This is a genomic window from Methyloligella solikamskensis, assembly GCF_042676065.1.
GTDB lineage: Bacteria > Pseudomonadota > Alphaproteobacteria > Rhizobiales > Methyloligellaceae > Methyloligella > Methyloligella solikamskensis.
This window is the reverse complement of the sequence record NZ_JBHTJO010000001.1, coordinates 1,173,056-1,191,771: the sequence shown is the minus strand read 5'-3', so window position 1 is coordinate 1,191,771 and position 18,716 is coordinate 1,173,056. Positions and strand designations below refer to the sequence as shown.

The 18,716-nt window shown below is 63.7% G+C and carries 19 protein-coding genes and 1 tRNA gene; 5 read left to right on the top strand and 15 right to left on the bottom strand.

Annotated elements, in window-relative coordinates:
* Positions 1-93: 93 nt before the first annotated feature.
* Both ACFQ2F_RS05790 and ACFQ2F_RS05785 read right to left on the bottom strand, forming a co-directional pair.
* A complete protein-coding gene (locus tag ACFQ2F_RS05790; RefSeq protein ID WP_379087057.1) occupies positions 94-2,064 on the bottom strand; it encodes a glycosyltransferase family 2 protein in 1,971 nt (656 codons plus the stop codon).
* Positions 2,061-3,665, bottom strand: a complete 1,605-nt coding sequence (locus tag ACFQ2F_RS05785) for an HlyD family secretion protein (RefSeq protein WP_379087054.1) — start codon at positions 3,663-3,665, stop codon at positions 2,061-2,063. Before ACFQ2F_RS05785 ends, ACFQ2F_RS05790 begins: the two co-directional genes overlap by 4 nt.
* A 277-nt stretch (positions 3,666-3,942) precedes the next feature.
* On the opposite strand from ACFQ2F_RS05785, the gene ACFQ2F_RS05780 reads away from it, so the two are divergent.
* Positions 3,943-5,211 carry a cation:proton antiporter gene (locus ACFQ2F_RS05780; protein WP_379087051.1) on the top strand — a complete coding sequence of 423 codons (1,269 nt, stop codon included), beginning with the start codon at positions 3,943-3,945 and terminating at the stop codon, positions 5,209-5,211.
* Positions 5,212-5,222: 11 nt separating this feature from the next.
* Here ACFQ2F_RS05780 and efeO (ACFQ2F_RS05775) read toward each other — a convergent pair whose 3' ends face one another.
* Genes efeO (ACFQ2F_RS05775) through efeU form a run of 4 tightly spaced genes read right to left on the bottom strand, consistent with a single transcriptional unit; the run spans position 5,223 to position 9,494 of the window.
* Positions 5,223-6,047, bottom strand: a complete 825-nt coding sequence (gene efeO / locus ACFQ2F_RS05775; protein WP_379087048.1) for an iron uptake system protein EfeO — start codon at positions 6,045-6,047, stop codon at positions 5,223-5,225.
* Between the two features lie 24 nt (positions 6,048-6,071).
* Positions 6,072-7,457 (bottom strand): iron uptake transporter deferrochelatase/peroxidase subunit, encoded by a 1,386-nt coding sequence (gene efeB, locus ACFQ2F_RS05770; protein ID WP_379087045.1) that lies wholly within the window; start codon positions 7,455-7,457, stop codon positions 6,072-6,074.
* Between the two features lie 5 nt (positions 7,458-7,462).
* On the bottom strand, positions 7,463-8,644 hold the full coding sequence (gene efeO / locus ACFQ2F_RS05765; protein ID WP_379087042.1) for an iron uptake system protein EfeO: 1,182 nt from the start codon (positions 8,642-8,644) through the stop codon (positions 7,463-7,465).
* The gene (gene efeU / locus ACFQ2F_RS05760) at positions 8,637-9,494 is read right to left on the bottom strand and encodes an iron uptake transporter permease EfeU (RefSeq protein ID WP_379087039.1); all 858 of its coding nucleotides are present in this window, start codon (positions 9,492-9,494) and stop codon (positions 8,637-8,639) included. The genes efeO (ACFQ2F_RS05765) and efeU overlap by 8 nt, the downstream gene beginning before the upstream one ends.
* Before the next feature lie 213 nt (positions 9,495-9,707).
* On the opposite strand from efeU, the gene ACFQ2F_RS05755 reads away from it, so the two are divergent.
* Entirely contained in the window at positions 9,708-10,160 is a 453-nt protein-coding gene (locus tag ACFQ2F_RS05755) for a hypothetical protein (RefSeq protein ID WP_379087036.1), read from the top strand.
* A gap of 106 nt (positions 10,161-10,266) precedes the next feature.
* On the top strand, positions 10,267-11,103 hold the full coding sequence (locus tag ACFQ2F_RS05750) for a universal stress protein (protein WP_379087033.1): 837 nt from the start codon (positions 10,267-10,269) through the stop codon (positions 11,101-11,103).
* Between the two features lie 20 nt (positions 11,104-11,123).
* Here ACFQ2F_RS05750 and ACFQ2F_RS05745 read toward each other — a convergent pair whose 3' ends face one another.
* From ACFQ2F_RS05745 to ACFQ2F_RS05720, 6 genes are all read right to left on the bottom strand, one after another.
* Positions 11,124-11,909 (bottom strand): hypothetical protein, encoded by a 786-nt coding sequence (locus tag ACFQ2F_RS05745; RefSeq protein WP_379087030.1) that lies wholly within the window; start codon positions 11,907-11,909, stop codon positions 11,124-11,126.
* Between the two features lie 152 nt (positions 11,910-12,061).
* The gene (locus tag ACFQ2F_RS05740) at positions 12,062-12,334 is read right to left on the bottom strand and encodes a hypothetical protein (protein WP_379087027.1); all 273 of its coding nucleotides are present in this window, start codon (positions 12,332-12,334) and stop codon (positions 12,062-12,064) included.
* A 16-nt stretch (positions 12,335-12,350) separates the two neighbouring features.
* Positions 12,351-12,521 carry a hypothetical protein gene (locus ACFQ2F_RS05735; RefSeq protein ID WP_379087024.1) on the bottom strand — a complete coding sequence of 57 codons (171 nt, stop codon included), beginning with the start codon at positions 12,519-12,521 and terminating at the stop codon, positions 12,351-12,353.
* Positions 12,522-12,537: 16 nt separating this feature from the next.
* Complete coding sequence (locus ACFQ2F_RS05730; RefSeq protein WP_379087021.1) at positions 12,538-12,786, bottom strand: hypothetical protein; 249 nt, start codon at positions 12,784-12,786, stop codon at positions 12,538-12,540.
* Positions 12,783-14,069, bottom strand: coding sequence for a DEAD/DEAH box helicase (locus ACFQ2F_RS05725; RefSeq protein WP_379087018.1), 1,287 nt, complete (start codon positions 14,067-14,069; stop codon positions 12,783-12,785). Before ACFQ2F_RS05725 ends, ACFQ2F_RS05730 begins: the two co-directional genes overlap by 4 nt.
* 272 nt (positions 14,070-14,341) lie before the next feature.
* Positions 14,342-14,418, bottom strand: a tRNA-Met gene (locus ACFQ2F_RS05720).
* 294 nt (positions 14,419-14,712) lie between these two features.
* Here ACFQ2F_RS05720 and ACFQ2F_RS05715 point away from each other — a divergent pair.
* Positions 14,713-15,336 carry a hypothetical protein gene (locus ACFQ2F_RS05715; protein ID WP_379087015.1) on the top strand — a complete coding sequence of 208 codons (624 nt, stop codon included), beginning with the start codon at positions 14,713-14,715 and terminating at the stop codon, positions 15,334-15,336.
* A gap of 97 nt (positions 15,337-15,433) precedes the next feature.
* Here the strand turns inward: ACFQ2F_RS05715 and ACFQ2F_RS05710 are convergent, their stop codons facing one another.
* Together ACFQ2F_RS05710 and mnmA are read right to left on the bottom strand one after the other, a co-directional pair.
* Positions 15,434-16,237, bottom strand: coding sequence for a class I SAM-dependent methyltransferase (locus tag ACFQ2F_RS05710; RefSeq protein ID WP_379087011.1), 804 nt, complete (start codon positions 16,235-16,237; stop codon positions 15,434-15,436).
* A 44-nt stretch (positions 16,238-16,281) separates the two neighbouring features.
* The gene (gene mnmA / locus ACFQ2F_RS05705) at positions 16,282-17,484 is read right to left on the bottom strand and encodes a tRNA 2-thiouridine(34) synthase MnmA (RefSeq protein ID WP_379087008.1); all 1,203 of its coding nucleotides are present in this window, start codon (positions 17,482-17,484) and stop codon (positions 16,282-16,284) included.
* Between the two features lie 455 nt (positions 17,485-17,939).
* Here mnmA and sciP point away from each other — a divergent pair, with 455 nt between their 5' ends.
* Positions 17,940-18,215, top strand: coding sequence for a CtrA inhibitor SciP (gene sciP, locus ACFQ2F_RS05700; RefSeq protein WP_069095034.1), 276 nt, complete (start codon positions 17,940-17,942; stop codon positions 18,213-18,215).
* Between the two features lie 47 nt (positions 18,216-18,262).
* Here the strand turns inward: sciP and ACFQ2F_RS05695 are convergent, their stop codons facing one another.
* Positions 18,263-18,661: a hypothetical protein gene (locus tag ACFQ2F_RS05695; RefSeq protein WP_379087004.1), complete on the bottom strand. Its 399-nt coding sequence runs from the start codon at positions 18,659-18,661 to the stop codon at positions 18,263-18,265.
* Between the last annotated feature and the right edge of the window lie 55 nt (positions 18,662-18,716).

Below are 18,716 nucleotides of genomic sequence, written 5' to 3'. Positions count from 1 at the left end.
TCCGGGCCCATGTAGAAGGTCCGCTGTATGACAGACTAACAGAGTGAGCCGCCTTCCGTTTCACCATTAAAGGTGGAAGGTTTGGTAATCACGTTATCTCAATACCCGTTGTGCGAGAGCGCCAGCCACCGACAAGGGCCGTATTTCATGGATTTGTGCCTCGTAGCTCCCGCCGTAAATATGCCGGACCAGGGCCGCCCGCGCCGATGGCGATAACGCAAATTTGATTGCGAACCTGTCCGGGTAGGAGACCGCGATCTCCGCATCCAACGCCAGCTCGTCGAATTCGACATAAAGTCTCGTGCCGACAGGCGCAGGCGCCGCCCCGTAAAGCCCCATGCCGCTGATCGAGATATCCCGCACCGGGGCGCAATAGCATCGCCCCCCGCACGTAAGCGTCGCCATCCCCTGCGCCTTGAACCGGTCGCCGGCACGCCGCTGGGAAGATTCCACCGCGACGAGGCAGGCAAGCACCAGAATGACGATGTTGTACCAGCTCCAGAACAGCGCCATGCCGGCGGCGTCCGCCAGCGAGCGCGTATCGTCGATCACGAAGGCCCACAGGATGCCGGCGAAGGTGAGCGCGAGGTAGAACAGGAAAGTCCGCAGAAGCGGCCACTGAATTGTCCGCTTGGTGCGGTCGTAGCCCTTGGCCGTCACCTTGAACTTCTGATCCTTCGTCCCGAACAGACCGATGGTCACGGATTTGACGATGGCGTCAGCGCACAGAATGTGCCCCAAATCCGACAGCACCGGCATCGCCCGGCCCTTGGAGATCCAGACGATCACCGCGACCTGGGCCGCGAAATGCGGGATCACGTAAGAGATCGCGTCCGAGACATTGGCGAACACCGCCTGGACGTCGAACAGCAGATAGATCGCCGGCACGATCAGCGCGAGGATGCGGATCAGATAGCTCACCGACCAGTGGAGAAAGGTCTCCACCATCATCACCCGGTCCACCAGGGGAATGCCGTTGCCGATGCGGAAGGGTCCGCTCTTGCCCCGGCAGATCTGCGCGAAGCCCAGCGCCCAGCGGCTGCGCTGGCCGATATAGTCCTTCAGCCCCTCCGGCGCGAGGCCGAGAGAGAGCACCTCGTTGAGGAACACCGTGCGGAAGCCCGTCTCCCGCAAGCGCAGGGAGACGAGATAGTCCTCGGTCACCGAATCCGTCGGGAAGCCGCCGATCGCCATGAGCGGGCGGTAACGGATCACCGAAGAGGTGCCGCAGCAGAATGCCCCGTCCCAGGCATCCTTGGACGGCATCACCACATCGAAGAAATAGCGCTGCTCGTCGGGCCAGACCCGGGCCAGCGACAGGTTCGTCTGAATGGGGTCCGGATTGAAGAAATGCTGGGGCGTCTGCACCACGCCGACATCGCGCGCATGCATCAGGCTGACCGTGCGGCTTAGGAAGTTGCGCTTCGGTACGAAGTCCGCATCCAGGATCGAGATGAATTCCGGCTGCTCGGCAAGCGTCGAAAGATGCTTCAGCGCGTTGTTGATGTTGCCCGCCTTGGCGTGGGCGTTGTCGGGGCGGATGAGATAGCCGCAGCCATACCGGGCGCACATCTCCTCCAGCCAGGGCCGGCGCCCGTCGTCGCAGACCCAAAGCCTGTAGTTGGGATAGTCGATGGCGAGCGCGCCGATGATGGTGCGCTCCAGGATCCGCTCGTCCTCGTTATAGGTGCAGATCAGCACGTCCACGAGCGGCTGCTTCGGCAGCGACCGGAGCCAAGGGAGATTCCGCTCCACCTCGTCGGTCCGGTTTCGGCTTCGTGTCAGAAAGAACAGCGACAAGGTCCCGCCGACGATGGCCAGGAACTCCACGGTCGTGAAGATCACACCGGCGGCGAAGTCGGCCGTCAGCCCGACCGGCGGCAATGTCTGGGTGATCCGCCAGATCATGTAGCGCCAGGTGATCGCCAGGCAGATGAAGATCACCACGCTACGCGCGATATCGCTCTTGCGGTTCAGCCACGGCAGGATGGCGAGCGACGCCAAGAGCACCAACAGGCCTGGAACGAGAGCCTCCCAGTAGCTGACCCCTGAGGCGTAGCTCATTTCGCGACGGCTGCCACCGCGCCGGAAGCGGCCGAGGTATCGAAGGTCACCTTGCCCGTACGTCCAAAATAACAATCCGGCTTCTCGGCGAGACCCGGCACCGCCACGGAGACGTGATACGGCTCGCGGGAAAAGATCCCTTCGCCCAGGGCCAGGTTCGACGGCACATCCGCCAGACCGTTCAGGGCGACGATTTTGCCCGGCAGCTCCGCCGAGTCGCCCCGCAGATGGAACATCGCCGGCTGCCCCAGCTTCAGCGCGTTATAGGTGGATTCGCTCACCGTTGCGGTGACCAACGCGCCACCGCAATCGAGCAGCTTGAACAGCGGCTGGCCTTGGGTGACCACTTCGTGATCGGCGGTCAGCACTTCCCAAACTCGGCCCGCGGACGGCACGCCGATGGTGGCCGAGGCGAGCGCATCGTAGCGCTTGCGGGCCTGCGCGATCTCTTTCTCCAGAACCGCGATACGTCCCTGCTTCGAGGCGCGCTCAGCGCGCAGCGTCACCAACTCCTGGGTGATCTCGTCGAGCCGCTGGGCGGTTCGCGGAATGTCGTTGTAGCTGTCGCCCACGAAGAGGCCTTTGCGCGCCGCTTCAAGCTCCACCCGGGTCCCGATGAGCTTCTGCTCCAAAGACACGATGCGGCTGGAGGCGACCTGCTCCTTCATTACTGCCGTGTCGTAGGAGGCGTGGGATTGATAGCCGCGCTCCAGGAGGCGCTTGGTCCGCGCCAGCATCTGGCCGGCCTCTTTCTGCTCTGCCTTGGCCGCGGCGATATCGGCATCGTATTCCTTCATCTGCGCTTCGAGCTGTTCGATGCGCCCGGCCTGAAACGCGTCGCGCTGCTCCTCGAGCTTCCCCGCATGGGCGGTCAGCTCGACGATGCGAGTCTCGAGGCTCTCGGTCTCCAGCTTGAGGTCGGCGATGTCGCTGGTGAGATCGTCGAGACGGGCACGGTCCGCGCGCGGATTTTCGATCAGGGCAATCGGCTTGGCGGCATCGACCGCAGAGCCCACCTGAACCGGGCCATTCGGCAGCTCCACCGTCCCATCGATGGGCGAGCGCAAGGTGATCACCCGCGCATTGACGCTGGCCTCGGCGCTCGAGGCCTGCCACAGCCGCTGCAGCGGGGCCCAGCCGAGCACGATCAGCACCGCCAGAAGAATGCCCGTCTTGATGCCACGGCTGAGATAGGTCTTCGCCTTCCCGTTGCCCTGCTTTGTCGGCTTAGAAGCGGAATCGTCTTCCGGGCCGTCCGGTGCGAGCGGCACGGGCTGCGGAATCGCCGGGTTTGCCCGCTCCGGCGTCAGGAACTGACGCACGGGACGCGCCTGCGCTGCGTAGTCGGAACCGTCGGCCGGGGCGTCGCTGCTCCCAGCGTCGTCCTCGTCGCGCTCCGCAGGAGGTACGTCGTCCCATTGGCGAATTTCGTCGTTGAGCCGCTTCAGGAGGCTTGCGACATCGCCCTCATCCGCCTCGCGCGGGGCGTCTTCCCGGCTGTCACCGAGACTGTCAAGCACCTCGTCCAAAGAGGATTGTCCATCTCCCTGCCCCAGCAATTCCCGAAATGCCGGGTCGATCTGTCCAGCTGCGTGGCCCATTCTTCTTTCCCATTCTTGTGCCAAGCGCGACGTCGCGCGAGCGCACAACCCATGGCATGGCCACGGTTAAAGCGGGCCGAGGATCCGGGCTGTTTTCTGGAAAACTCGAGATATGTTTAGCGCAAAGTTAGCGCCCACGAGGTGGGCGCCCACCGCATGATTCCGGCCTTCTCCCTTGACGCCGCGCGCGGCTTGCGGGTTCTTTGTTTTCGAACTTCACGCCATCGGGGCGGGCAGGAGCGCCCTTCACCCATGGCGGCCATCGGGGGACCGGCCGTTGTCGCTATTCGAAATCATTGCAGGACTCCTGGTCCTGACCGCTCTGTTTGCGTGGCTGAATCACCGGGTCATCGGCCTGCCTCACAATGTCGGGCTGCTGGTCATGGCCTTCGCAGCCTCCCTGGTCCTTGTCGGCCTGGAGCTCATGGTCCCGGAGACCCCGATCTTCGCCGAGCTCACCGACACGATTCAGGAAATCGACTTCTCCGAGACCCTGCTCCACGGCATGCTGGGCTTCCTGCTCTTCGCCGGCGCGCTCCAGGTCGATCTCGGCCTGCTGAAGGATCGCGCATGGGCCGTCGGCCTCATGGCCACTCTGGGCGTGGTCATCTCCACCATCATCATTGCCGTGGGTGTCTGGTATGCGGGCACGCTGGTCGGCCTGCCGATCTCATTCGCCTGGGCCCTCGTTTTCGGCGCGCTGATCAGCCCGACCGACCCCATCGCCGTGCTGGCCATCCTGAAGCATGCCGGCGTGCCCAAGACCCTGGAGATGGATATGGCCGGCGAGTCCCTCTTCAATGACGGCGTCGGCGTGGTGCTGTTCACCATCCTCCTGGCCGCAGCGGTCTCGGGCGATCAGAACGGCATCGACTTTCTGGAGCTCGGGCGATTGTTCTTCGCCGAGGCCCTGGGTGGCGCGGCTCTCGGTCTCGCGACCGGCTACATCTCCTATCTGGCCATGCGCCAGATCGACGATTACCCCATCGAGATCATCATCTCTCTCGCCCTGGTGATGGCCACCTACGCCATCGCCGAGCATCTGCATATCAGCGGCCCCATCGCCGTGGTGACTGCGGGCGTGCTGATCGGCAACCGGGGGGCGGCCATCGCCATGAGCGAGACCACCCGCCGGCATCTGTTCGATTTCTGGACCGTGATCGACGAGATCCTGAACTCGCTGCTCTTCCTGCTGATCGGCCTGGAGGTTCTGGTCCTAAAGTTCGACGCCGCGTTTGCGCCCTTCGCAGGCCTGGCCGTGCCCATCGTCCTGTTCGGACGCCTGATGGCGGTGACGATCTCCGTCTTCGCGCTAAAGGCCTGGGAAGAATTCGCCAAAGGCACCATCCCCATTCTAACCTGGGGCGGCGTGCGCGGCGGCATCTCCGTGGCGCTCGCCCTGTCGATCCCCAACGTGGACGAGAAGCCGGCCCTGCTGGCCGCTACCTACTGCGTGGCGCTGTTCACGATCCTGGTGCAGGGGCTCACGCTCCCCACCGTGATCCGATGGTTCGGCACAGAGGAGCAGCCCGAGCTGAAGGTCTAGGCGGCGATGCGTTATCCCAGCCCCAGCCGGCCGCGCAGGGTCGAGAGCTCTTCGGCCAGCGTGTTGACCTTAGCGGACAACACCCGCCGGTCCATATCGGTCAGCTTCACATAGGAGACGAAGCCGCCATCCTCGGTCTCGTATTCTTCGAGGATCTCGTAGACGTCGGCGAAGTTGGACTCCACCTTGGCGATAAACGCCTCGTCGTCGATCAGCGGCTTGAACAGCTCGAAGATCTTCCGCGAGCCGTCGAAATTGGCCTCGAAGTCCCACAGATCTGTGCGGCTGTAGCGATCCTCCTCGCCGGAGATCTTGGTCGCGGCGACTTCCTCCATCAGAACTGCGGCACCGCCGACGACGATCTCGGGCGGGAAGGTCAGATCGGCGACCCGGTTGTTGAGATCCTTCACATCGGCCAGAAGCTTGTCGGCGTAGCCGTCGAGCCCTTCGGTGCTGTTCTTCTCCCAAAGACCGTATTCGATCCGGTGGAAGCCGCCGAAATTCGGATCGGCCTCGCCCTTCTCGTAATCGTCGGCGCGGGAATCCATCGACACGTCGAGATCGGCGAATAGCTCGGCGATCGGTTCGATCTTCTCATAATGGCGCCGGGTCGGCGCGAAGAGCGATTTGGCCTTCTCCACCTCGCCGTTCTTCACCGCGGTCACGAATTTCTCCGTATCCTCGACCAGCGCCGCAGCGTGCTCCGCCACGTAAATCTTGTACTCCGCCAGGGGCTCGACCAGCTCAAGCGAGGCTTGCGTGGACTGCGCCTGGGCAGGACCGACGCTCAGGAGCACGGCAAGAGTGACCGCGAACAGAATACGGGTGAAAGACATATCGGTTTCCTTCGGGGGTAAGCCTTAGGTTGGGGTGTCGTCGGATTTCTTGGCAGCCTCGATCAGGCTCTGGCCGAGATAGTTTTCGGGTCCGGGCACGCCGGGCAGCACGTAGAAGAAGCCGCCGCCCACGGGCTTGATGTACTCCTCAAGGGGTTCGCCATCGAGACGCCGCTGAACGGTGATGAAGCCCTTCTCCAGGTCGGCCTGATAGGCGATGAACAGCAGCCCCTGGTCGAGCTGGCCCGACTTCGTGACGCCGTTGGAATAGTTGAACGGCCGCCGCAGGATCAAATTCTCGTCGGATTCCGGCGTGCGCGGATTGGCCAGCCGGATATGAGCGTCCAGCGGCGTCAGCTTGCCCTCCGGATCCGCCGCGTAGTCCGGCACATCGCTTTCCGTGGTGCCCCCATCGAGCGGGGCGCCGGAGTTCTTCTTGCGGCCGAAGATGCGCTCCTGCTCCCGCAAGGGCGTCCTGTCCCAACGCTCCACGAAGTTCCGGATGATGCGCACCGCCTGATAGGTGCCGCCATAGGCCCATTCCGGCTCGTCGTCACCCTCATCCACCCAGACGACCTCCTCCATCAGCTCCGCATCGTTGGAATCCGGATTGGCCGAGCCGTCGTGAAAGCCGAGGAAATTGCGGGCGCTTTCCGAGCTGCCGTCCGGCTTCGGCGGGATCACCGGCACGTCGCCCTCCTGCATCCACCGCATGACGAGATATTCGGGCAGGTTCTTCACGATATCCCGCAAGGCGTGGATGTTCGTGTCCATGAGATTGGCGGAAAACTGGATAGATAGATCGCCGTGGCTCCGCTCCGCATCCAGCGCATCGTTCGGAAATTCCGGCATACGCTGGAGCTGCTTTGGCTTGAGTGGCTTAAGCCACGGCCGGTTCTCGAAAAGCGAGTCGCCGAGCCCCACGGTGATGGTGAGATTGTCCGGCTCGATCACCGGCCCCAGCACACCGGAATCCGCCGGCGGCAGCTTGGGATCGAGCTGGGGCACCTTGCCCCCCTGGGTGAGGAAGGCGATCCGGTCGGTCAGCTCCCGGAACATCTGCTCCAGCTCTTCCGGCTTGCGCGCGACGACATCGAAAGACGCAACGATACCCGTGGCCGGCCGCGGGGTGATCACGCCCGCCTGATGCGCACCATAGAACGGCACCCGGTCCTTGGTATTGCCCGAGCCCGACGGCGCATCGGCAACCTGGCGGCCGCTCGTGGAGTCCGCCCTTCCCGTCTTCACCTCAACCTCGGCCTGCTTGGCGTCCTTGGCGAACGCACCGCCTGCCCCAAGCGCAAGCGCCCCGCCGGCACCGGCAAGACCGAAGAGCATTTCCCGGCGGCTCGCATAGGGGCACCCGCCCCCCTGAACCGCGCGTCTGTTCTTTTTGCCGTCTTCCGTCATGGCAACTATCCGATCACTGAATTGAGCCGGTCGAGCGTGTCGGCAAGCGCGCCGAACGCATCCGCCAGGGCTGCACGCGCGCTGTCGTCCACCTCGCTATAGGGCGGGTATCCGCCTTCCGTCTTGAGCGCCGCAAGCTGGCTTTCGATATCCGCCAGATCCTCTTCGATCTGCGCTTCGAGACCTGCGTCCACCGGCTTCACCACCGATTGCAGCAGCCCGGTGATCTTGGCGATCCCTTCGAAATTGGCCGCGATATCGGCAAGGTCGGTCTCGGCATAGCGGTCCTCGCCGTCCGCGATCTTTCCTTGCGCCAACTGCCGTGACATGTCGGCCGGGATCGAGATCAGTAGCGCCGGATCGAGCTTCAGCTCGGCCAGACGCTCCTTCAGCGTTTTCAGATCCGTCACGAGCTGATCGGCCGCCGGCTGCAGCCCTTCCGTGGTGTTCTCTTCGAACAGCCCATATTCGATCCGGTGATAGCCGGTGAAGGCGGGATCGTCCTCGCGCTTGGCCAGATAATCGGCGACCGGATCGATGGCGTTCTCCAGATCGGAGAAGCGATAGGCCACCGGCTCCACCCGCTTATAGGGCAGGCGCGCCTCTTCCCATTGCACCCGCGCGTCTTCCAAATCGCCCGCCTCGATGCTCGCCGCCAGATCTTCCGCTTCGGCGACTGCCCGCGCACTCTGCAGCACGAGATAGACCCGGTATTCCGACAGCGGCCCTAAGAACTTCCGCAGGCCCACATCGGCCGCGGCCGCCCGCGACTCTTTGGACTCCGTCACCACCAGCTTGCCGCGCGGATTGGAGAGCAGCCCGCAGGTGATCTCGTACTCGCCCGGGGCGAGCTGGGCCGTTAGGGTCTGCCGGAAGCCCGGCGCGATATTCTCCTGCTCCGCCACGACCATGACCCCGTCCAGAATCTCCCACTCAATGGGCCGGTCGGAGGTGTTCACGATCTCGAAGCTGCGCTTGCCGCCGGGCACCGTGATCTCGTTCGGCTCGCAAGACTTGGCCGAGACCGAGACCGTGTAGTCGGCGGCCGCTGTGTCCGGCCCTTTCCGCTGGGTGGCGAGATAGAACGCCACGCCGCCCGCGACCATGAGAAGGATCGCGCCCACCAGGCCGCCATAGACCCAGCGCGACGACGGCGCGCCGCCTGTCTGCTCCGGCTGCTCAGGCATTGGTCCCTTCCGCGGATTTCAGCGCACCCGTATCCGTCTTCTCAGTCGACGGCGTGTAGGGCTGAAGGAACCAGGTGAGGGTGAAGGCGAGGAAGCCCAGATAGACGATCACCTCGCCGATGCTCGGGCTGTCCTGATAGCCGAGGATGCCGGAGAGGATGGTGCCCAGAACGCCGGAGACCGGCAGCACCTCGGTCAGATCGTAGGCGGGCGTCTGCAGACCGTTCCACAGACCCGCCTCGTGCAGGCTGCCCAGCGCACCGGCCAGGAGACCGCCTGCGACGAACAGGATGAAGATCCCCGTCCAGCGGAAGAAGCGCCTCAGGTTCAGCCGGAGGCCGCCGAAATAGATCGCAAAGCCCGCCGCCATGGAGAGCAGAACGCCGGCAAGCGCCGCCAGCGGCATTGCCGGACCTGAGCTTTGCTGGAAGATGGCGAGCAGGAAGAAGATGGATTCCAGCCCCTCCCGCGCCACGGCGAAGAACACCATGCCGATCAGCGCCCAGCCGGCGGCAGAGGACTCCAGAGCCGTATCGATGGAATCGTGGAGCTCCGCCTTGATGGAGCGAGCGGCCTTGCGCATCCAGAAGACCATGGAGGTGAGTACGACCACCGCGACGAAGCCAACGCAGGCCTCGAACAGCTCCTGCATCTTCTGCGGAAACTCGGCGCTGACCCATTGCAGCGCCGCACCCACAAAGAGCGACATGGCAACCGCTAGGAAGATGCCGATCCAGACCATCGGCATCCAGGCGGACCGGCCCGTCTGGCGCAAATAGGTCGCGATGATCCCGGTGATCAGCGCGGCCTCCAAACCTTCGCGCAACATGATGAGGAATGGCGCCAGCATTATCCGCTCAGTCTAATGGATTAGGAGTGCAAAAGGAGACTTTTAGAGTCGGTTTGTCTAAGAGACAAGCCGCCCTTTTCTCCTTGGTTTCTCAAGAGGATGGTTCCGGCCGAGGCAGATCGGATCGATAGAGCGCCGTCACCTTGTCCTGAAGCTGCCTGCGGCTCTATCGTTTCAGGTGTTTTACGCCGTTTTCCGGAGGTTCTGATTGCCATGAAGACCGTTTTCGCAACCCTCTTGACCTCACTCTTGGCCGCGGTCCTTTTCACCGCCCTGCCTCAGTCCGTCGCAGCCAAGTCGTGCCCGCACACGCCTGCTCCCGGCTCCCCGGCGCGCAAGGCCATTCTCGATACCCTGCGGACCGATATTCAGCCGCAGTTCAACCAGAACGTCGTCTTCGTGATCAGTCATTTCGGCGTTTGCGGAAACTGGGCCTTCCTGCAGGCCGAACCCCAGCGCCCCGGCGGCAAGCCCATCGACTGGAGCAAAACCGACTACGCGCAAGACGTGGAAGACGATATGTGCGGCGGGCTCATTCACGCCCTGCTGTTCAAGCGCGCCGGCCGCTGGACCGTGCGCGAGAAGGTGATTTGCGCCACGGACGTCCCCTGGGTGACCTGGCCTGAGGAGTTCGGCGCCCCGCGCGGGGTCTTCCCAACGTTCTGACGGACGATGCTTATCAGTCCTGCAGCTGTGCCAAGCCTCTCCCTTGATCGCGGCGAAGCTTCGGCCCATCCTCTGGCTCAAAGAAAACGCTTGGAGGAGGAACGGCGTGGAAGGCTACCAGGAAATTCTCGTGCATATGCCGCTGGCCGGAGGGGATGCGACCCTCCGCGTTGGCGTGGAGATCGCCAAGCAGGACGAGGCCCATCTGACCGGCGTGGCGAGCCTGCCGGAAAGCGCCATGCTCCGGACAGTCACCAAGACCCCGTTCATGAACCCGTCCGAGGAAGAGATCGCGAAGGTCTCTGACGCCGAAGCGCGCGAGGCCAAGGCGGCCGAGAAGCGCTTCACCGAGGCGGCCGATGCGGCCGGCGTCACCCATAGCTGGATGATCGGCGAAGGCGATTCCGCCGACGTGCTGCTCCAGGCCTGCCGCCTGCAGGATCTCGTCGTGGTGGAGCAGTCGACACCGGGCGCCGATTTGCTATGGGGACCGGCCGTGCAGATGGCACTCTCCGGCTACCCCACCCTCGTCGTTCCAAAAAAATGGGACGGGCCTGTCGCGCGCAAGCACGCCATCGTCGCCTGGAACGGCAGCGTTCAGGCCGCCGCCGCCTTGCGCAAGGCCATGCCGCTTCTGAAGCACACAGAGGAAGTGACCCTGCTCGTGGGCCCGTCTCAGGAGACCCTACCCGACACCTTGCGGGTGCCTGCTCCCGATCCCCTCGCCTATATGAAGCGCCACGGGGTGAATGCTACAAAATACGACAAGCAGATCCCCGGCGCGGATGCGGGCGCGCAGATCCTGAAGATCGCGGAGGAGAAGAGCGCCGACCTGATTGTCATGGGTGCCTTCGGCCGCTCGCGCTTCAGAGAATGGGTGCTGGGCGGGGCCACCCGCCACGTCATGGCGAACAGCAAGATCCCCGCCCTGATGGCCCACTAGAGCGGGCTGTTTGTCAGCGATTATTCCTCGCCCTTGGCGATGAAGGTCGTCCGGTCGAGGCCGGTATTGCCGTTGGCCGGGTCGTAGGCGAACACCGTGACCTCGTAGACGCCCGGCCCGTCGACCGGCACCTCGCCTTTGAACTGGCTGGTCTCGCCGGCATAGCTCAGGGCGACCTCGCCGGCCGGCTCGCCATCATGGCGGATGAGCGCCTTCACCTCGTAAGCGTCGGCATCCCACAGCCCGTCGGGCTCGATGGGGCAGCCGCACATCATCACGACATTCGCCTCAACCGGCACGCTGCTCGTGCCTGCCGGAATCCGGACATGGGCCGGCGGCGAAAGCACATCCACCACGAAGCCCGGCAGCTCCAGCACCCAGCCGTCGCCACCCGTCACGTCCTTGCCCGGCACCACCCATTGGGTGGAAGAGGCGTGGCCCACGCCCTGCAGCTGGCCGAGCGGACCATAAGCCTCCGCCTTGATCAGCCGGGGCGTGTCGAGATCGAGCGTCGCGGAGAACTTCGCCGCCGAGTCGTCGGAAAGCTGGGCGCGCCGCCCGCGATCCTTGTGCATCAGAAGCTCGGTATCGCCGGTGCCGCCTGCGGTGACGCCCTTCGCCAGGACCTCGCCGGTCTGGGCATCCCGCAAGGTGATCTGCACGCCGCCCATGCTGGTGCCGACGAATTTGGAATCCTTGCCGAGCACCCGGACCGTGATCTCCGTGGGCTCGGCCCTTGCAGACGTCGCATGAAGCGCCGGTGCAACCACCAGCGCGAAGAGCAGTGCAACTGAGAGAAACCGCATTCTGACCTCCTCTCTCGAAAAAGAGATGGATCGGGAAGACCCGATCGAGCCGCAATCCTCATGGAGGAATATTATCTCTTGAAGACTGTATCGCGGGGGCGGCCGTCACGGAAAACCACATCTCCGTCATCGGTGACGGAGATGGATACGCCTTAGACGCCTCCGGCCGCTTCCGCTGCACGGCCACGGGTGCTCGAACGCGTGCTTGGGCTCCGGCTGATCGATTTGATCGGCGCCCGCGCAACGCCCGAGGCTTCGACGATCTTCCGGTCCTGATCCTCGATGATATCGCGCGCCGGCGCATCCCCTTCCAGCCCGGCAAGCTCCGTTGCCGGCACCTTCCGGTTGGACGTCTGGGTGCCGTCCTCGTAGACGACGTCGAACAGCACGAAGCCCTGGGGCTTCGCCTTTTGCTTTCTAGCCATGACCTGTCCTTTTTGCCTAAGCCGCGCCGGAGTCTTCTTCCCTCACGGCTGCAGGGCTCTCATCGTCACGGTCGGACTTGCGCTTTGCGGTCTCTTCTTGCTGCCGCTGCAGCTTGTCCTGCTTTTTCTGCGCTTTGGCCCGAGCACGCTCGGCCTTCTCGTAATTATAGTTTGGTTTGAACGCCATCTGGCCGCTCTCCTTGTCAGGTCTGCTTCGAACGCCGCACCTTTTTCCGAGCCACGGAACCGGGTCCGGGGATGGGCGCGTCCTGCTTTTCGGCCGCTTCCCTGGCGAGACGCAGCGCACGCAGGCGCTCCGTCTTCGCTGAGATGGCGTCAGAGGCCACCTGCCGCTCTTGCTTGATCAGTTCCTGTGGCGCTAGGCGGCGCTCGAAGAGCGCCTCCCCTTTGAGTTTTGCCGCCGACAGGCGGGCGAGAGAAGATTTGGTCATACCGAAGCCTCCGATTGACGCTGCACTGCTCTGGATTTAGCGAACGGGCGGCCTCCGGGCACCGGCCGCTTTCCGGGACGGCGGCGCTTCCGAGCCGGTCCGGCGCCGCGCGCGCCGCGTTTTGCCGGCCGCCTCGGCGCCTCATCCTGAGACACCTGCGCAAGCGGATGGTCCACCGCCTCCACGGCCACGCGGGTGAGCCGCTCGATGGCCTTCAGATAAGGCCGCTCAGCGGCATCGCAGAACGAAAGCGCAATACCCGAAGCGCCTGCCCGGGCCGTACGGCCGATGCGGTGCACATAGCTCTCCGGCTCGTTCGGCAGCTCGTAATTGATGACGTGGGAAATGCCGGGGATGTCGATCCCGCGCGCCGCAATATCCGTCGCCACCAGCACACGGACCTTGCCGCTGCGGAAGCCTTCCAGCGCCTTCACACGGGCGCCCTGGGCCTTGTTGCCATGCAGGGCGACCGCAGAAGTGCCGCCCTCGACGAGACCGCGGCAGACACGGTCGGCGCCGCGCTTGGTCCGGGTAAACACGATCGCCTGGCCCGTCTCCGGCCCGTCGATCAAGTCCGCAAGCAGTTTCCGCTTGTCTTGCGCGCCGACAAAGTAGACCTGCTGGCGGATGCGATCGACCGCCACCTTTTCCGGCGAGATCTCGATGCGCTGCGCATCGTGCAAGACCTCCTTAGCCAGCTCCGCGATGGTCGGCGGCATGGTGGCGGAAAACAGCAGCGTCTGGCGCTGCTTCGGGCAGAACCGGACGATCTTCCGGATGTCTCTGATGAAGCCCATGTCGAACATGCGGTCGGCTTCGTCGAGCACCAGAACCTCGAGCCGGTCCAGCTTGATGTGGCGATTGTTCAAGAGCTCGAGCAAGCGGCCGGGCGTCGCTACGACGATATCGGTGCCGGCCTTGAGAGCCTTGATCTGCTTACCGTGGGGAACGCCGCCGAAGATCACCGAAGTGTTCAGCTTGAGCCGGCGGCCATAGGCATGAATGCGCTCGACGATCTGGCTGGCCAGTTCGCGGGTCGGCGCAAGGATGAGCGCCCGGGGCGAACCCGGCACGCGATGATGTTTGTCGGCTGCAAGCCGATGCAGCAGCGGCAGCGTGAAGGCCGCCGTCTTGCCGCTTCCCGTCTGAGCCACGGCGAGCAGGTCGCGCCCTTCGAGCGCCACTGGAATCGCCTTGATCTGAATCGGAGTCGGCTTGAGGTGCTTCTCGGCTTCAAGCGCGAGCCGCAAGGGCTCGGCGAGGCCGAGCGAATCGAAAGTCATTGTCACTGATTAGTTTTCCTTGGCGCCGATCTATGCGGCGCCTGTTAGAGGACGGGCGGCAGCAACCCGTGCCGTCCCGGAAACCTCTTAAAAGTCCAATGGCCGTGCTCAACCGGGAGCTGCCATTTGGCTGCGGACATCTAGCCTACCATGTCGGGAGGCTAGGAATTTCCGATTTAGATCATTGAGGTAAAACGATAAAATCGGCTGCTTACTTGGGTGCGCCCCAAATCGAGGCTCCCAAGTCATGGGTAATCGCTATTTCCTAAGAATGGTAGCGGAGGAGGGACTTGAACCCCCGACACGCGGATTATGATTCCGCTGCTCTAACCAGCTGAGCTACTCCGCCATCATGTAGGCTGTTACGCCCGGAATACGGGCTTTTAGGCCGAATAGCCGCATCTGGCAATCCATCGGGATCGCCATGGCGGCGCGACGCAAAGCGTCCTTGGCTGCAGCTTATGTAGCAACTCGTAACACGCTTGAGAAGGCTTGAAAGCGGAGGCGCCTGCCGCTTTCGCATCTTTTGGTTTCTTTCCGCCGGCTGGAACGAACGTCCTTAGCTCAAAGTTTTACGACCCAGACGAGCGGCGCACCAAAGCGTCCCGTTGGGAGAAAACTGGAAACGCTCAAGGAGAAGATCATGAACCGTCTTTTGACGACGACCGCCGTCGCGCTCGTGATGAGCCTGACGCCGGCAATGGCCGCGGACGACTCGGCGATGTCTGACGACACGTCGACCGCGGTAGAGAAGGCCAAGACACCTGAATCCGGCGAGGCCGATACGTCCGGCGGTGCCAAGGGACAGAGTTCCGCACCGCCCGGATCGGATGCTGCCGAGACCATGGGTGGCTCCGATGCCTCCGATGCGGCCATGAGCCCGGAGTCCGGTGAGGCCGACACGTCAGGCGCTGCCATGGAGCGCAGCTCCACGCCGCCCGGCTCTGAAGCCGCCACCGGCGATCCGGTCGATATGGACACCGGCGACGTTGACGGCGCGGCCAAGCCCGCAGGCGATATGGCGACCGACGACAGCATGAGCGAGCCGAAAGCCGCCGTGAAGCCTGGCGAGAGCGGCGAACCCGATCCCACTTCCGGTGCCGACATCCAGAGCTCCGCACCGCCTGGATCGGAAGCTGCCGAGGAAATGTCCAGTGATATGGACTCTGAAGAGGCCGTGAAGCCCGGCGGCAGCGGTGAACCCGATCCGACCTCGGGCGCGGACATTCAGAGCTCCGCACCGCCCTCTTCCGAGGCCGCCGAGTAGTCGGCGCAGTCGGACGTAGCCCAATAGTACCGAGGGAGCCCAATCGCGGGCTCCCTTTTCTATTGGGAAGATCGTTCGGGAAGCTTCTGAGAGAAGCCTAGTCGGCGCTCTGGCTCGACAGCCGCCGGCGCAGCGAACGCCAATAGCGGATATCGGTCATCTTGCGCCCCTGCATGGCAAGCCGCGCGGCCATGACCTGGGCCGATTGCCGGCCGGAGCGCTTGCGCGCCGGCATCGCCGGCGGGGTGCGGCCGAGTCCATAGCCCGGCTCCTTGACGAAGCGGAGCATGGTGAACAGGCCGAAGGGCCGAAGGGAATGGCTCTCGGTCATGCGCAGGTCGTCGCGCACCAGCACGGTCTCAACGGGGAACACAGGATGCCAGCCGAGCTGATCGGCCAGCGGCGCCATGCGGCGCTCGAACCAGCCGCGCACACCGTCGTCCTGGCTGAAGTGGTTGACGAGGATCACCTCACCGCCCGGAGCGCAAACGCGCTCCAGCTCCGCCATCACCTTCTCCGGATCCGGCACCACCGTCATCACATACATGGCGACGACCGTGTCGAAACTGTCGTCGGGAAAATCGAGATTGGTGGCGTCCATCTCGTGCAGCCCCTCGACATGATCGAGACCGAGCCGCTCCACCTTGTCCCGCGCCTTGGCCAGCATCTCCGGCGACAGGTCGATGCCGGTGACTTTCAGATGGTCGCGATAGGCGGGCAGAGAGAGACCGGTGCCGACCCCGACTTCGAGCACCCTGCCCTCGCGGCCGTTGATCAGCTCCACCGCATGCTTGCGGCCTGCCGCAGCGACCTTACCGAAGGTCGTGTCGTAGACGGGCGCCCAACGCCGATAGGCATCGAGCACGGAATCCGTGTCCATCAGGATTTGTTTTGCACGCAACTTACGCCCCTCTCACTCTCAACCTGTGCTTGAAGCTCAACGGGTTAACGCCGCTCCGCCACGATCGGTTCTTCATACCCGCGCACCGCACTCTTTGCCGCGCCGTCGATCTCATCGTCACCGAACACCGCCGACGTGATCCAGCCCCCGCCAAGCACGCGGTCCTCGTCACCATCGGCAGCATAGAACACACATGCCTGTCCAGGCGAGACACCTTCCTCGCCATCCTCAAGCTCGACCACTGCTTCGCCGTTCTGCCAGGACAGCGTAGCAGGCTGAACCACACCGCTGGAGCGCACCCGGGCAAGCACGTCCTTGCCCTCGGTGAGCGTCTCAAGCGGCTCCTCGCCGAGCCAGTTGACGTCGCGCAAGGTGATCCGGCGCGCCAGCAGCCATTCCCGCGGGCCGACCACGACCTCGCTTCTGTCCGCATCCAGCCGGACAACGTAAAGCGGCTCGGAAGCCGCGATGCCAAGTCCGCGGCGCTGGCCGATCGTATAGTTGATGATCCCGCGATGGCGCCCGAGCACGCTGCCGTCCACATGGACGATATCGCCGGGCTCCGCAGCGCCGGGCCGCAGACGCTCGATCACATCCGTATAGCGCCCGGTGGGCACGAAGCAGATATCCTGGCTGTCGGACTTCTCCGCCACCGGCAGGCCGAACTCATGGGCCAGCCGCCGTGTCTCATCCTTCGGCAGATCACCTAGCGGAAAGCGCAGGAAGGAAAGCTGCTCCGGCGTCGTGTTGAACAGGAAGTAGCTCTGATCGCGCTCCTGGTCATGGGCGCGATAAAGGGCAAACCCGTCGTCGACAGGGCGGCTGCGCACGTAATGTCCGGTGGCCAGGCAGGCAGCGCCCAGATCCTTCGCCGTATCGAGCAGATCGCGGAACTTGATCTTCTGATTGCAGGCGACGCACGGCACCGGCGTCTCGCCGGAAAGATAGCTGTCGGCAAACGCACCGATCACGGCCTCGGAGAAGCGGCGTTCGTAATCGAGCACGTAATGGGGAATGCCGATGGTCTCGGCCACCCGGCGGGCATCGTGAATATCACGGCCTGCGCAGCACGTGCCGCGGCGGCCCACCGCCTCACCATGATCGTAAAGCTGCAGGGTGATACCGACCACGTCGTAGCCCTGGCTCTTCAGGAGCGCAGCCACCACCGAGGAATCCACGCCGCCCGACATGGCAACCACCACGCGGTTCTCGGCCGGCAAACCCTCAAGATGCAGACTGTTGGACATAGGGTCGTCTCTTAAAATCAAATGGCCCACTCACCGGGGCCTTCGATACGCGTCCGCGCGCACCGTCATGAAATTCTCGGCGCGGCGGCGAATCGCGCTGGCGGCCATCCCGCTCCGCACCACGCTCCGTCGAGCCGAGATGTCATAGTTGTCACGTTGGGCGGAAGATAGGCGGTGGCGGAAAGTCACGCAAGCGCAAGCAAGACGCAGGTGCGCGCATCCTTTTCGCCCTCAGATCTCCGAAGGTCTCGCAATGAAACACTTGAGACCTCCGACCGTAGACTTTCGTGCCAAGCTGGCACAAATGGTCGTTGAGAAGAAATTTTCCTCGTAAAACCAGCAATTTTAGCCGATCCGTTTGGTCGTTCCTTTACCGGCTCGCTTAGGTAATTTTTAAAAGGCCAGCGCTACTCTCCGCAGCAATATAAAGCTCATCGATTGGTGTAGTGAGTACGATGACTGAGCATTACAGGCCGCGTGTCCGTTACGTGATCGGACCGGATGGAAGCCCGCTGACCGTGGCCGACCTTCCGCCAAAAGATACGAAACGCTGGGTGATCCGCCGTAAGGCCGAGGTCGTCGCCGCAGTTCGCGGCGGGCTCCTCAGCCTGGAGGAAGCCTGCGAGCGCTATACGCTCACGGTTGACGAGTTCCTGAGCTGGCAGCGTTCCATCGACAAGCACGGCCTTCCGGGCCTGCGCGCTACCCGCGTTCAGGAATATCGCGGCTAGCAACCTTCCCTTCAGGGGCTTAGCGCCCCTCGCGCTCTATTCATGCCTTACGAGTGGGTTGGCGCATCGGCTTGGGTCGGCGCCGGCATATCCGCGTTGCAGTCCGTTGCACCCCGGTGCCAGCGCTCGACGTCGGTGCGCATCTTGGCGGCAAGCGGCGGCGGCATGCGCTTGTTCTCCTGATTGAGAACCGTGCGCCCTCCTTCCTCATGGAAGAAGATTCCATAGGCGCCATAGCCCGGCCGGCCGTCGGGCTTCTTCTCATGCACTGAGATCTGCACCTTGCTCCCGTCCGGCGCGACGTCGGCGTGATAGACGTATTTCTCGCGAAGCAGAGGATGCTCGGGGCTGAACCAGCAGCGTTTGATGATGCTGCCGAGCAGCACATAGGCGTCGATGGGCTTGGAACCGCGCACGGTCTTCACCGGCTGGGCGGTACAGGCCAAGAGATTCGCGGTGAGCAGCGCGGCCAATCCGACCGCAACTGAAATCGACCGCCCC

Coding starts and splice junctions, on each gene's coding strand:
- efeO (WP_379087048.1), bottom strand. CDS start 6,047: ATGTCTTTCACCCGTATTCTGTTCGCGGTCACTCTTGCCGTGCTCCTG.
- sciP (WP_069095034.1), top strand. CDS start 17,940: ATGACTGAGCATTACAGGCCGCGTGTCCGTTACGTGATCGGACCGGAT.
- ACFQ2F_RS05755 (WP_379087036.1), top strand. CDS start 9,708: ATGAAGACCGTTTTCGCAACCCTCTTGACCTCACTCTTGGCCGCGGTC.
- ACFQ2F_RS05725 (WP_379087018.1), bottom strand. CDS start 14,069: ATGACTTTCGATTCGCTCGGCCTCGCCGAGCCCTTGCGGCTCGCGCTT.
- ACFQ2F_RS05740 (WP_379087027.1), bottom strand. CDS start 12,334: ATGGCTAGAAAGCAAAAGGCGAAGCCCCAGGGCTTCGTGCTGTTCGAC.
- efeB (WP_379087045.1), bottom strand. CDS start 7,457: ATGACGGAAGACGGCAAAAAGAACAGACGCGCGGTTCAGGGGGGCGGG.
- efeO (WP_379087042.1), bottom strand. CDS start 8,644: ATGCCTGAGCAGCCGGAGCAGACAGGCGGCGCGCCGTCGTCGCGCTGG.
- ACFQ2F_RS05745 (WP_379087030.1), bottom strand. CDS start 11,909: ATGCGGTTTCTCTCAGTTGCACTGCTCTTCGCGCTGGTGGTTGCACCG.
- mnmA (WP_379087008.1), bottom strand. CDS start 17,484: ATGTCCAACAGTCTGCATCTTGAGGGTTTGCCGGCCGAGAACCGCGTG.
- ACFQ2F_RS05785 (WP_379087054.1), bottom strand. CDS start 3,665: ATGGGCCACGCAGCTGGACAGATCGACCCGGCATTTCGGGAATTGCTG.
- ACFQ2F_RS05715 (WP_379087015.1), top strand. CDS start 14,713: ATGAACCGTCTTTTGACGACGACCGCCGTCGCGCTCGTGATGAGCCTG.
- efeU (WP_379087039.1), bottom strand. CDS start 9,494: ATGCTGGCGCCATTCCTCATCATGTTGCGCGAAGGTTTGGAGGCCGCG.
- ACFQ2F_RS05730 (WP_379087021.1), bottom strand. CDS start 12,786: ATGACCAAATCTTCTCTCGCCCGCCTGTCGGCGGCAAAACTCAAAGGG.
- ACFQ2F_RS05735 (WP_379087024.1), bottom strand. CDS start 12,521: ATGGCGTTCAAACCAAACTATAATTACGAGAAGGCCGAGCGTGCTCGG.
- ACFQ2F_RS05790 (WP_379087057.1), bottom strand. CDS start 2,064: ATGAGCTACGCCTCAGGGGTCAGCTACTGGGAGGCTCTCGTTCCAGGC.